We start from the raw sequence: 12,525 nt of genomic DNA, 5'->3' as shown, positions 1-12,525 counted from the left end.
CGGCTCAGGGCCGCATGCGCCGAAAGCCCACCACCGGGTTCCCGTCCGCGAGTCCCTCACGCGACGCGCACACGGTCTCGACCTGCGCCCGCGCCTGGTCCCGCACCGGCGTCTCCGGGTCGAGCACCGACAGGTACTCGGAGTGCTCGGCCAGCGCGTCGACGGCCGGCTCGACGAAACCCTTCACGTCGACGTAGTGCGTCATCTCGGGCGAGGACTCGAACCACATCTGCGGACGCCCCTCCGCGGCGTCCACCCCGACCGCGGCGACCAGGTCGTCGTACGCGGCCCCCACGGCCGCGCCGAACTCCATGTGATCGCGCTGGTTGGGCATCCCCGGCCCGAACTCCTCACCGGAGTACAGGGAGATGACGACGTCCGGGCGATGGCGGCGGATCGCGTCGGCCACCGCGTCGCGCAGTTCGGCGTTGTTGACGATCCGACTGTCCGGGAAACCGAGGAACTCCACCTCGTCCACTCCGACGATCGCCGAGGACCTCCGCTGCTCCTCCTCGCGGATCGGCCCCGCGATCGCCGGTGCCATCCCCTCGATGCCGGCCTCGCCGCTGGAGGCCAGGACGTAGACGATGCTGCGGCCCTCGGCCGTCCACCGCGCCACCGCGGCGGACATCCCGTACTCGGGGTCGTCGGGGTGCGCGACCAGGACCAGCCCCCGGGTCCAGTCGGTGGGGAACGCCTCGGGCACGGAATGGCCCGAGGATGCCGGGGTGGTGGCCTTCTCGGGCTGGGCTGCGTTCTCTGGCCGGTCCGGGGAATCGTTCATGACCCGAGTATGGCCCTCCTCGGTGCTCGCGTGCCCGCCGTCGCCGGAACGGGCACACCTAAACTTGCCGCGAACCTCATCGTCGTCGTCGTCCCCTCACGGAGGCCCCAGTGTCCGCACTCTTCCCCGACTACCGCCCCACCTGGGAGACCGACGACCACCGGCTGCTCCGCGAGCACGCCCGCGCGTTCTTCGCCAAGGAGATGACGCCCAACCAGGAGAAGTGGTCCGAGCAGAAGCACGTGGACCGCGAGACCTGGCTGCGCACCGGCGAGGCCGGCCTCATCTGCCTCGACGTGCCCGAGGAGTTCGGCGGTCAGGGCGGCGACCCGGGCATGGAGTACCTGGTCACCGAGGAGCTCGTGTACTCCGGCGACACCGCCTTCGGCATGGGGGTCGGCTCCACCATCACCCCGCACTACGTGGCGAACTACGCCACGGAGGAGCAGAAGCGCGAGTGGCTGCCGAAGATCTGCTCGGGTGAGTGGATCTCCGCCATCGCCATGACCGAGCCCGGCGCCGGGTCCGACCTACAGGGCGTGCGCACCACCGCCAAGCGGGACGGCGACCACTACGTCATCAACGGCTCCAAGACCTTCATCTCCAACGGTGGCTCCGCCGACTTCGTGGTGGTGGTGGCCAAGACCGACCTCGACGCCGGCCACAAGGGCATGGCCCTGTTCGCCGTGGAGGCCTCGACGCCGGGCTTCGAGCGCGGCCGCGTCCTGGAGAAGATGGGCCGCCACGGCGCCGACACCGCCGAGCTGTTCTTCAACGACATGCGCGTGCCCGCGGCCAACCTCCTCGGCGGCGAGGAGGGGCAGGGCTTCTACCAGCTCATGAACCAGCTCCCGCGCGAGCGCCTGGCGATCGCCGTGGACGCGCTGGCCATGGCCGAGGCCGCCGTCATCGAGACGCTCGAGTACGTCCGCGAGCGGCAGGCGTTCGGCAAGCCGATCCTGGACTTCCAGAACACCCGCTTCGAGCTGGCGCACTGCAAGACCCAGGTCATGGCCACCCGCACGTTCGTCGACCACTGCATCTCCCGGGAGATCGCAGGGGAGCTCGACGCCGTCACCGCGTCGATGGCCAAGCTGCAGGCCACCGACATGCTCGACGACGTGGTGGACCGCTGCCTCCAGCTGTTCGGCGGCTACGGCTACATGATGGAGTACCCCATCGCGCAGAAGTTCGCCGGCGCCCGCGTCATGCGGATCTACGGTGGCACGAACGAGATCATGAAGGAGGTCATCGGTCGGGCGCTGTGACCGATAACCGTCGATAGGAACAGTTCAGGACCGTTCCGAAGGGGGTGGCGAGGTGTCGGACGCGGTCGTGCGCGATGTCGTGGTGATCGGCGGGGGCCAGGCGGGCCTCGCGGCCGGTTTCTACCTCCGCCGCGCCGACGCGACCTTCGAGATCCTCGACGCCTCGGACGGGCCCGGCGGCGCGTGGCCGCACACCTGGCCGTCCCTGCGGTTGTTCTCGCCCGCCGATTTCTCGTCCCTGCCGGGCCGCCGCATGCCCCGCACCGACGACGGCGCCAATCCCGACGCGGCCCACGTCGTGGACTACCTGCGCGGTTACGAGGAGTACTACGACCTCCCCGTGCGGCGCGGGGTGACGGTGGTCGCCGTGGAGCGGCCGGGAGCAGGGCGGGAGTGCGGCTACGCCGCCAGCAACAACGACGACCACCACGACGACCACGACGAGGACCACGACGAGGACCACGGCGACGAGGTGTTTCTCATCCGGGCCGCTGACGGTCGCTCGTGGCGCGCGCGGGCGGTCATCAGTGCGACCGGTACCTATCGACGCCCCTTCGTCCCCACCTATCCGGGCGCCGCCGACTTCCGTGGCCGGCAGCTGCACAGCGCCGCCTACCGGGGCCCGTCGGACTTCGAGGGCAGGCGCGTCGTGGTGGTCGGTGGCGCGAACTCGGGCGCCCAGATCGCCGCTGACCTCGCCCGGCCACTCGCCGACTCCGGCGGGTGGCTGACCTGGTGCACAACCGGCCCGCCCCGCTACCTGCCCGACGATGTCGACGGCCGCGAACTCTTCCGCGTCGCCAACGCGGCTATCCGGGGCGTGGGGGAGTCCGGCGGCGGCATCGCCGAGCTGGGCGACATCGTCGTGGTGCCGCCGGTCCGCGCAGCCCGTGACGCCGGCCTCCTGGAGGCGACGCCGATGTTCGAGCGGTTCACCGCGGCCGGTGTGGAGTGGTCGGACGGTCGACGCGAGCCGGTCGACGCGGTGATCTGGTGTACCGGCTTCCGGCCGGCGTTGGGTCACTTGCGGGGGTTGCTGCCGCGTCGCGACGGACGGGTCCTCACGAGTGGCGTCGAGGTGCCGGGCGTCCCGGGACTGTTCCTGCTCGGCTACGGCGACTGGTGCGGCGCGGCGTCGGCGACCCTTATCGGGGTGGGGCAGTGGGCGAAGGCGGCGGTGGCCGCGTCGCTGGGGTGAGCACGACGGTCCCGCGTGTTCTCGGCTGGGGCTATTTGATGATGTGTGACCCTTGCCTGTTCGAATGTGCGTGCGTATCATAGAACACAGGTTCGAGACCGTACGCACGGGCAGGGGGTGGGGCACATGGGCGGGAACGAAGACGCCGCGGCCGATGGCCCGTCCCCATCCCCGTCCGGTGGCCCCTCCTCGTCCGGTGGCTCGCCCTCGTTTGGTGGCGGCTCCGGTTCCGCGGCGCCCGTGTCGCTGTCGGGGTTGCGGGCGGCGGCGCGTGAGGGGTGGATGGGCGAGAATCGTGCGGCGGCGCGCCGGTTCGTGGCCTGTTACGAGTTGTTTGTCGAATGCCAGCGCCGGGAGGAGTCCGGGGCGGGCGGCGGTGAGTGTCGGCCCGGTCATGCGGTGCTCGATCCGATCGATGTCGCGGCCGGGTACGTGGTGTCGGCGATGGCGATCTCGACGGGCCGGGCCGAGCGGATGATCACCTTCGCCCTCGATCTGCACCTGCGGTATCCGGCGATCCTGTCCGCGATGACGCAGGGGCGGCTGGATCTGCAGGCCGCGAAAATACTCGCCTCGCAGATGGCCACCGTCCACGTCGACGTGCTCGAGGCGGTGCAGCGGCAGGTCGTCGAGGAATACCTCGCCGCGATCGAGGGCGGGGTGCGCCTTGGTGAGAAAGCCATCCGCGGCAACGTCGATGCGATCATCGCCCGCTACGACGCCAACGGCATCCGCTTGCGCCGTCAGGAAGCGGCCCGCACCCGCGGGGTGCGGTTCCACAAGGGCGTCGACGGCATGTCGAGTGTGTCGGCGATCCTGGTTACCGAGGAAGCCGCCGTCCTGGCCGAGGCCCTCGACCAACGCGTGAAAGACCACAAGTACGCCGACGCCCAAGCATCTGCCAACACCCAAGCCGAGACCGCCAACCCCGACACCGACACCAACACCGGCACCGGCGGCTCTGGCGAGGTCGAGGACTACTCGATCGCCGAGCGTCGCGCCGACGCCCTGATGTCTCTGGTGTGCGGCGATCCCGGCCTAGCCGGCACCGCGGCCCGCCCCGGCCGGCCCGGCGCGCCGGGTGCCGGGGTGGCGTTGCGGCCGAAGGTCACCGTCATCGCCACCGGCAACCACGCCCGCGACGCCGGCGGCGCCCGGGTGGAGTTCACCCGCACCGGCCAGGCCGCCCTGCAGGCCCTGCTGGACATGCTCGCCACCAGCGACGGAGCCACCTTCGAACCCATCGACCCGCGCATCGGCGCCGCCGACGACTCCCGCGCCGCCCTGAAATACCGGCCCAGCGCCGAACTCGCGCGCCGGATCCGGCTACGGGACGGCACCTGCCGCCACCCCGGCTGCGCGATCCCGGCCGAGGCCTGTGATCTGGACCATGTGGTGCCGTTCGATCACGCCGACCCCCAGCGGGGCGGACACACCATCGAGGCCAACCTCGCCGCGATGTGCCGCCGCCATCACCGGTTCAAGACCTTCTCCGACTGGATCTACGACCTGCAGCCCGACGGCACCCTGCTGGTGCGCACCCCGGACGGCTCGACCATGCTCACCCGACCCTCCGGCCCGCTCGCCGAGTACCGGCGTGAACAGGCCCGCGCCGAAACCGAGGCGTGGACCCGGCAGCAACGCCGCAGCCCCGGGCCCACCGGCGACGAGAAGGCCGACGCGGAGCCGACGTTCTGGTCGCGCCGCGCGGCCCGCCACCGCACCGAACGCCGCAACACCGAACGCCGCAAGGCCGAACGCTCCCGCACCTACGACCCCGCCCCGCCCGCTCCTGGGACCGGCACGGCCGCCGGGAACGGCACAGGCACGGACGCCGCCGGCGCTACCGCCAGCGCCACCACCAGCGCGGCCACCGACACCACGCCCGAGAAAGCCACCCCCGCCAGCGCCACCCCCGAGAGCGCCAGCCGCTGGTGGGCCCGCAACAAACCCCACCACAGCGACATCGAAAAAGACATCCGCGCCCTACTCCACGAACGCCTCGACGAACTCATCGACCCACCACCGTTCTAGGCGGCTGGGTGGGCGCAGACCAGTGGGGCGTGGATCAGTAGCCGGTGTAGCGCTCCGGCTCCTCGCCGAAGGTGAACCCGCGGCCGGAGATCTTCTCGGGCGTGATCTCGACGAAGTTGTACTTCAGGGTCGGGATCCAGGGTTTGAGCTCGAGCTCCTCCGCGCGGTTGATCTCCGCGAAGCTGTCGAGCCGTCGCGCCGTCCCGCGGATGACGATCGACCAGGCGTCGTCGCCCTCGATGTGGTCGACTTGGAACACGACGTCCGGATGGACCGTGATCCCGGCGAGCTTGGAGCCCTCCGCGGTGCGGAAGAAGAGCTTGCCCTCCGGGGAGAGCGCGTAGTTGACCGGGAAGATGTCGGCACGGCCCTCGGAGACGGTGACCAGGCGTCCCAGGGAGACCGTGCCCAGAAGCTGCAGACTTCGCGCCTCGTCGAATTCGGTGATCGGGTTGGCGTCCATGTCCTGATTCTCTCACCGCAGGGCCGGCGCCGGAACCGTTGTCGGAGACTGCCGCGTGACCGACCTCACTCCCCGGCGGCCACCTGCACACTCATCGTGTTTTCAGGTAACGAATTGGGGAAGGGTGATGCAACAACGTGGGGACGTCACTACGGTGGACACCGACTATGAACCCAGGAGAACGAGTAGTACCCCGTAACCCTGATTCGTCCGACGCGCTGTTCCGTGTGCCCACCGCGGCCGACGGAACCCGCATGTGGGAGATCGCCCGAGACAGCGGCGTTCTCGACCTCAACTCCTCCTATGCCTACGTGCTGTGGGGGGCGGAGTTCTCGGAGAGCTCCGTGGTGGTGGAGGTCGAGGGCCGGGTCGTCGGATTCGTCACCGGATTCATCCGCCCCTCGGAGCCGGACACGATCTTCGTGTGGCAGGTCGGCGTCGACGCCGACCAGCGCGGCAAGGGACTGGCGGCGCGACTGCTGCACAGCCTCATGGACCGGCTGGCCGAGCGCGGCGTGGTGCGCCTGCGCACCACCATCAGCCCGGACAACGAGGCGTCACAGCGCACCTTCGGTGCCGTCGCGCGAGACCGCGGGATGACGCTGTCCGACGAGGACTACCTGAGCTCCGAACTCCTCGGCGAAGGTCACGAGCAAGAAGACCTGTACACGATTTCCTAGACGAGGGCGCGCGGGCCGCCCGGCCCGCCACCGTCGCCCGCATCTTCACAAATGGAGTGATCTGAAGACCATGACCGAGTCCACGCACGACACCAGCACCAATACGGACATCTTCTCCGACCGCGAGTCGGAGGTCCGTAGCTACTCGCGCAACTGGCCGGTGGTATTCGACACCGCCAAGGGCACCACGCTCACGACCGTCGACGGAGACGAGTACCTCGACTTCTTCGGCGGTGCCGGCGCACTGAACTACGGCCACAACGACGACGACATGAAGAGCGCGCTGTTGGAGTACATCCAGCGCGACGGCGTCACCCACTCGCTCGACAAGTACACCGTCGCCAAGCGCGCGTTCCTGGAGACCTTCTCCTCGAAGATCCTCGAGCCGCGCGGGCTGGACTACAAGGTGATGTTCCCCGGGCCGACCGGCACCAACGCCGTGGAGTCGGCACTCAAGCTGGCCCGTAAGGTCACCGGCCGCGAGGCCATCATCAACTTCACGAACTCTTTCCACGGCATGACCCTCGGATCGCTGTCGGTGACCGGCAACTCGATGAAGCGCGCCGGTGCCGGCATCCCGCTGGTCCACGCCACGCCGATGCCGTACGACAACTACTTCGGTGGCGTCACCGAGGACTTCCAGTGGATGGAGCGCGTCCTCGTCGACTCCGGCTCGGGCATGAACCGCCCGGCGGCCGTGATCGTCGAGTGCGTCCAGGGCGAGGGAGGCATCAACGCTGCGCGCGCCGAGTGGCTGAAGGCCCTCGACGAGCTGTGCAAGCGCCACGACATCCTGCTGATCGTCGACGACGTCCAGATGGGCTGCGGTCGCACCGGCGAGTTCTTCTCGTTCGAGTTCGCGGGCATCAAGCCGGACATCGTCTGCCTGTCCAAGTCGATCGGTGGCTACGGACTGCCACTGGCGGTCACCCTGTTCAACCGCGAGCTCGACGAGTGGACCCCGGGCGAGCACAACGGCACCTTCCGCGGCAACAACATGGCATTCATCACCGCCGACGTGGCGCTGCGCAAGTACTGGTCCGACGACACCCTCCAGAACCGCACCCTCGAGAACGGTCGCATCCTGCGCGAGCGCTTCTCCCCGCTGGTCTACAAGTACGAGGGAAAGCTCGAACTCCGCGGCCGCGGCATGGCGTTCGGTATCGCCTTCCTCGAGAAGCCGGAGCTGGCCGGAGAGGTCATGGCCCGGTGCTTCGACAAGAAGATGCTGGTCGAGACCGCCGGCCCGAGCGACGAGGTCGTCAAGTTCCTCGCCCCGCTCACCCTGACCGACGACGAGCGTGATCGCGGCATCGAGATCTGCTACGAGGCCGTCGACCACGTCCTCGCCCAGCAGTACCTCTGAGCGCCCAGACCACACACCCTCGACCCACGACCTGCCGAGGAGGCCCCGCATGATCGTTCGTACCACCGCAGAGATCACCGACACCGACCGCCACATCAAGGGTAACAACGGCAACTGGGAGTCCAAGCGCATCGTCCTGGCCGACGACCGCGTCGGGTTCTCGTTCCACGAGACCACCATCGCGGCCGGCACGACCAACGACTTCCACTACGCCAACCACATCGAGGCCGTGTGGCTGACCCGTGGCAAGGGCACCCTGCGTGACCTGACCAACGACAAGGAGTACCCGCTCGAGGCGGGCTCCATGTACCTGCTCGACGGCAACGAGAAGCACCAGGTCATCGTGGAGGAGGAGATGCAGATGCTCTGCGTCTTCAACCCCCCGGTCGTCGGCGACGAAAACCACGACGAGAACGGCATCTACCCGCTCCTGCGTCTGCAGGACGACGGCTCGGTCGTTCGCGAGAAGTAGACTCCGGGTCACTTCCGGGCCCTCCCCGGTCGATTTCGTCCAGTGCGGACGAAACCGGCCGGGGATTCTCGCGTTCTGGGGCAGTATCTGTACCCGTGCCCATCTTTGACACCCGTCCAGTCGCCATCATCGGGGCCGGGCCCTCCGGCCTGGCCGCAGCCCGCAACCTCGACCGTCAGGGCGTCGCCTGGGTGGGCTTCGACCTCGCCGGAGACGTCGGCGGGCTGTGGAACATCGACTCCCCGCGAAGCACGGTCTACGCGTCGGCCCACCTCATCTCCTCCGCCCGCACCACGGAGTTCGCCGAGTTCCCCATGCCGGCCGACACCCCCGACTACCCGGACCACCGCCGGTTGCTGGCCTACTTCCGCGACTTCGCCGACCACTTCGGCCTACGCGAACGGTTCCGCTTCGGCACCGAGGTGGTCCGCGCGGAACCGGTGAGTGACGCGCGCGACTCCGGGTGGCGACTCCACGTGCGCGCGGTGGGTGGGGGCGGCGGTGGGACCGACGACGACGAGGTGGGCCCCGGGCCCGAGGCTGACGCCGGGGAGTTCTCGGCGCTGGTGATCGCGAACGGCACCCTCTCCGAGCCCAAGATCCCGGAGTTCGCGGGCCGGTTCAGTGGCGAGGTCCGCCACACCAGCCGCTACAAGTACCCGCGGGAGCTGGCCGGGAAGCGCGTCCTCGTGGTGGGCGGCGGCAACAGTGGCTGCGACATCGCGGTCGACGCCGTCCACCACGCCGCGTCGGTCGACATCAGCCTGCGGCGCGGTTACCACTTCGTGCCCAAGTACCTCTTCGGCCGACCCGCCGACACCCTCGGGTCCGGCGGCCGCCCCCTGCCCCCGCGGATCAAGCAGTTCATCGACTCACGCGTACTCAAGGCCTTCACCGGCGACCCGACCCGGTTCGGTTTCCCGGAGCCCGACCACAAGATCTACGAGTCCCACCCCGTGGTGAACTCGTTGATCCTGCAGCACGTGGGGCACGGCGACATCGGGGTCCGCGCGGACATCGACCGGTTCGACGGGCGAACCGTGCACTTCGTCGACGGGACCTCCGGCGAGTACGACCTGGTCATGCTCGCCACCGGCTACGTGCTGGACTACCCGTTCATCGACCGCCGCCACCTCGACTGGGCCGAGAGCGCCGCCGCGCCGGACCTGCACCTCAACATCTTCCCGTCGGGCCGCGACGACCTCGCCGTACTCGGCATGCTCGAGGCCTCCGGCATCGGCTGGCAGGGCCGCTACGAACAGGCCGACCTCGTCGCCCGCTATCTCGCGGCACGCCGTGAGGACTCACCGGCCGGGCGTGCGGCCCTCGCCGTCGTCGACTCCTCCCGGCGCGGCCCCCGCCCGGACCTCACGGGCGGCTACCACTACCTCGGGCTGGACCGGATGGCCTACTACGTCAACAAGAGCGCCTACCGCGGCGCCGTGACCGGGCTGGTCGCGCGCATGGAGGCGGCGGGTTCGGACTCCGCGCAGACACCGGGGGCCGGCTCGTGAACGTCGACGACATCCGGATCGCGTTCGACTCCGGGTCCCTCACCACGCTGAAGATCGTCCTGGGGCTGATCCTGTTCGGCATCGCCATGGACACACGGCTCTCCGACTTCCGGCTGGCGCTGCGCAAGCCCAGGGCGTTCGCGGTGGCCGTGGCAGCACAGTTCGCGCTGCTGCCCGCGCTGACGTTCCTGCTGACGCTGCTGCTCGGCGTGCAGGGGTCGGTCGCGCTCGGCATGATCCTCGTGGCGTGCTGCCCGCCCGGCAACGTCTCCAACATCCTCACGCACCGGGCGCGTGGCGACGTGGCGCTGTCGGTGTCGATGACCGCGGTGGGCAACGTCCTGGCGATCGTGATGCTGCCGCTGAACTTCGCGTTCTGGGGCCACCTGCACCCCACCGGTCGCGAGTACTTCGCCGAGATCTCCGTGGCCCCGTGGGACATGCTCAGCGAGGTGCTGCTGGTCATCGCGCTGCCGTTCGCGCTCGGGCTGACCGTGTCGCACCTGCTGCCGCAGGTCGCCGCGCGCACCCACCGCGTGGTGGGCATCCTGTCGTTCGTGGCGCTGGGCGGGATCATCGTGATCGCGGTCGCCAACAACTGGTCGCTGTTCGTGGCCTACATCGGGGTGGTGGCGGTGGCGGTGTTCCTCCACGACGCACTCGCCCTGGGCCTCGGGTACGGCATCGCGCGCGGGTTCCGGCTCGACGTCCCCGCCCGCAAGGCCATGACCTTCGAGGTCGGCATCCGCAACGCCGGGCTCGGGCTGCTGTTCGTGTTCAGCTTCTTCGACGGACTCGGTGGGATGGCCCTGGTCGCCGCGTGGTGGGGTGTGTGGGACATCATCGCCGGGTTGGTCGTCGCCGTGGTGTGGGCGCGGCACAGCACGGCGAACGCCGAGAACAGGGAGGTCACGACGTGAAGGTACTGGTCACCGGCGGCAGCGGGTTCCTCGGCAGAGGGGTGGTGGCCGGGTTGGCGGCTGCCGGGCACGAGGTGACGAGCGGCGACCTGCTGGTGCCGGACGACCCGGGCGCCCCCGGGGTGCGGCACGTGCGCCTCGACGTGACCGACGCCGCCGCCGTCTCCACCGCCGTTGCGGGGCACGACGCGGTGGTGCACCTGGCCTCGATCGTCGACCCCGACGGGATGGGGCGCCACGCCGCCTACCGGGTGGATGTCGACGGCTCCCGCCACGTCCTCGACGCCTGTGTAGAACACGGGGTCGGGCGGCTCGTCGTGTCCTCGTCGGGCGCGGCCTACGGCTACCACGCGGACAATCCGGTGCCCATCACCGAGGATCACCCGGTCCGCGGCACCAGCGCCTTCGCGTACAGCCACCACAAGGCGCTCGTCGAACACCTGCTCGCCGACGCCCGCCGGGAGCACCCGGAGCTCGAGCAGGTCGTGTTGCGCATCGGCACGATCCTGGGCGACGCCGTCGACAACCAGATCACCGCCCTGTTCCACCGACGGCGGCTGCTGGCCGTGCGGGGGTCGGACTCGCCGTTCGTGTTCATCTGGGACACCGACCTGGTGGCGATCGTCGCGCGCGCGGTGGGTGACGGGCCGCCCGGCACGTTCAACGTGGCCGGCACCGGCACGCTGACCATCCACCAGATCGCGGCGCGGCTCGGCAAGCGCACCCTCGCGATCCCCGAGCCGATGCTCAAGGCGGTCCTCGCCGTGGGAAGCGCACTGCGGGTCAGCCGCTACGGGCCCGAGCAGACCGGCTTCCTGCGTTACCGCCCGGTGCTGGACAACACGCGTCTACGGACGGTCTTCGGCTACACGCCTGAGCTGACCAGCGCCGAGGCGTTCGACCGCTGGCTCGCGGGCCATCCCGACGCACGGGCGTGACGCCAAGCGCGGGGCGGCCGGCAGGGCAGAATGTCCGGGTGTCGACCATCGTGTTCCTCCACGCCCATCCCGACGACGAGACGTCCCAGACCGCGGGGATGATGGCGCTCGCCTCCCGCGCCGGGCACCGGGTGGTGACGGTGTTCGCCACCGACGGCGATCACGGTGAGCGCCCCGAGCACCTCGGACCCGACGGCGACCTGGTGGAGCACCGGCGAGGGGAGGCCCGTGCGGCGGCGGCGGTGCTGGGCGTGGCCCGGATCGACTGGCTGGGGTACCGGGATTCGGGGATGACCGGGTGGGAGCAGAACGATCACCCGCTGAGCCTCCACAGCGCCGACGTCGACGAGGCCGCCGCGCGGGTGGCGCGGATCTGCGACCGCGAGGACGCCGACGTCCTGGTGGGCTATGACCACCACGGGAACTACGGGCACCCCGACCACATCGCGGTCCACCGGATCGCCCGGCGCGCGGCGGAGGTGGCCGCGCGACGTCCCCGCCTGATGGAGGCCACGACCAATCGGGACGCCCAGTTGGAGATGCTCGACAGCCCCGCCGCGGCCGAGTTCATGCAGGCTCTCGCGGCCGGCGGGATGGACCTCGACGCGGATCGGATCCGGCAGGCGATCCTCATCGGCGACGACGGGCAACCGATCGGGGTCGCGGAGTCGGAGATCGCGTGGGCGATCGACCTGCCGTCGGACGTGATCGACCTCAAGCGGCGCGCGATGCAGTGCCACGCCAGTCAGACCAGCGACATCGGCATGATGCTGGCGTTCCCGCCGGACATCTACGCCGCGGCCTTCGGCACGGAGTACCTCATCGAGCCCGACGCGAGTGGGTCCGGAACGGACGTGCCGATGCGGCGCGGGTGGCCGTTCGGCTAGC

12 protein-coding genes are annotated in these 12,525 nt (G+C 69.9%); 10 read left to right on the top strand and 2 right to left on the bottom strand.

Features of this window, described 5'->3' with window-relative positions:
- Positions 1-4 precede the first annotated feature (4 nt).
- Positions 5-784 (bottom strand): PIG-L deacetylase family protein, encoded by a 780-nt coding sequence (locus VZF99_RS14345; protein ID WP_120285267.1) that lies wholly within the window; start codon positions 782-784, stop codon positions 5-7.
- A 110-nt stretch (positions 785-894) separates the two neighbouring features.
- On the opposite strand from VZF99_RS14345, the gene VZF99_RS14340 reads away from it, so the two are divergent.
- The 3 genes from VZF99_RS14340 (at position 895) to VZF99_RS14330 (ending at position 5,284) form a co-directional block, all read left to right on the top strand.
- Positions 895-2,052, top strand: coding sequence for an acyl-CoA dehydrogenase family protein (locus VZF99_RS14340; protein WP_407335152.1), 1,158 nt, complete (start codon positions 895-897; stop codon positions 2,050-2,052).
- 52 nt (positions 2,053-2,104) lie between these two features.
- On the top strand, positions 2,105-3,250 hold the full coding sequence (locus VZF99_RS14335; protein WP_407335151.1) for an NAD(P)-binding domain-containing protein: 1,146 nt from the start codon (positions 2,105-2,107) through the stop codon (positions 3,248-3,250).
- A gap of 126 nt (positions 3,251-3,376) precedes the next feature.
- Positions 3,377-5,284, top strand: coding sequence for a DUF222 domain-containing protein (locus VZF99_RS14330; protein WP_407335150.1), 1,908 nt, complete (start codon positions 3,377-3,379; stop codon positions 5,282-5,284).
- Positions 5,285-5,318: 34 nt separating this feature from the next.
- On the opposite strand, the gene VZF99_RS14325 is transcribed toward VZF99_RS14330, so the two are convergent.
- Positions 5,319-5,747: a pyridoxamine 5'-phosphate oxidase family protein gene (locus VZF99_RS14325; RefSeq protein WP_253002592.1), complete on the bottom strand. Its 429-nt coding sequence runs from the start codon at positions 5,745-5,747 to the stop codon at positions 5,319-5,321.
- A gap of 167 nt (positions 5,748-5,914) precedes the next feature.
- Here VZF99_RS14325 and ectA point away from each other — a divergent pair, with 167 nt between their 5' ends.
- The 7 genes from ectA (at position 5,915) to VZF99_RS14290 (ending at position 12,524) form a co-directional block, all read left to right on the top strand.
- Positions 5,915-6,427 carry a diaminobutyrate acetyltransferase gene (ectA, locus tag VZF99_RS14320; RefSeq protein ID WP_067715900.1) on the top strand — a complete coding sequence of 171 codons (513 nt, stop codon included), beginning with the start codon at positions 5,915-5,917 and terminating at the stop codon, positions 6,425-6,427.
- 70 nt (positions 6,428-6,497) lie between these two features.
- Positions 6,498-7,793: a diaminobutyrate--2-oxoglutarate transaminase gene (ectB, locus tag VZF99_RS14315; RefSeq protein ID WP_159147614.1), complete on the top strand. Its 1,296-nt coding sequence runs from the start codon at positions 6,498-6,500 to the stop codon at positions 7,791-7,793.
- Between the two features lie 49 nt (positions 7,794-7,842).
- A complete protein-coding gene (locus VZF99_RS14310) occupies positions 7,843-8,265 on the top strand; it encodes an ectoine synthase (RefSeq protein ID WP_067715905.1) in 423 nt (140 codons plus the stop codon).
- Positions 8,266-8,360: 95 nt separating this feature from the next.
- A complete protein-coding gene (locus tag VZF99_RS14305; RefSeq protein WP_407335149.1) occupies positions 8,361-9,779 on the top strand; it encodes a flavin-containing monooxygenase in 1,419 nt (472 codons plus the stop codon).
- Positions 9,776-10,699 (top strand): bile acid:sodium symporter, encoded by a 924-nt coding sequence (locus VZF99_RS14300; RefSeq protein ID WP_185951904.1) that lies wholly within the window; start codon positions 9,776-9,778, stop codon positions 10,697-10,699. The genes VZF99_RS14305 and VZF99_RS14300 overlap by 4 nt, the downstream gene beginning before the upstream one ends.
- Complete coding sequence (locus VZF99_RS14295; RefSeq protein ID WP_407335148.1) at positions 10,696-11,637, top strand: SDR family oxidoreductase; 942 nt, start codon at positions 10,696-10,698, stop codon at positions 11,635-11,637. The genes VZF99_RS14300 and VZF99_RS14295 overlap by 4 nt, the downstream gene beginning before the upstream one ends.
- A 38-nt stretch (positions 11,638-11,675) precedes the next feature.
- Positions 11,676-12,524, top strand: coding sequence for a PIG-L deacetylase family protein (locus tag VZF99_RS14290; RefSeq protein ID WP_067715908.1), 849 nt, complete (start codon positions 11,676-11,678; stop codon positions 12,522-12,524).
- Position 12,525 lies beyond the last annotated feature (1 nt).

It is taken from the genome of Dietzia kunjamensis (assembly GCF_045689975.1).
GTDB classification, from domain to species: Bacteria; Actinomycetota; Actinomycetes; order Mycobacteriales; family Mycobacteriaceae; genus Dietzia; species Dietzia kunjamensis.
This window is presented reverse-complemented; position numbering and strand designations above follow the sequence as displayed.

Excerpts from the sequence above, each read along its gene's own strand:
- VZF99_RS14345 (WP_120285267.1), bottom strand. The coding sequence starts at position 784 with ATGAACGATTCCCCGGACCGGCCAGAGAACGCAGCCCAGCCCGAGAAG.
- VZF99_RS14330 (WP_407335150.1), top strand. The coding sequence starts at position 3,377 with ATGGGCGGGAACGAAGACGCCGCGGCCGATGGCCCGTCCCCATCCCCG.
- VZF99_RS14325 (WP_253002592.1), bottom strand. The coding sequence starts at position 5,747 with ATGGACGCCAACCCGATCACCGAATTCGACGAGGCGCGAAGTCTGCAG.
- ectA (WP_067715900.1), top strand. The coding sequence starts at position 5,915 with ATGAACCCAGGAGAACGAGTAGTACCCCGTAACCCTGATTCGTCCGAC.
- ectB (WP_159147614.1), top strand. The coding sequence starts at position 6,498 with ATGACCGAGTCCACGCACGACACCAGCACCAATACGGACATCTTCTCC.
- VZF99_RS14310 (WP_067715905.1), top strand. The coding sequence starts at position 7,843 with ATGATCGTTCGTACCACCGCAGAGATCACCGACACCGACCGCCACATC.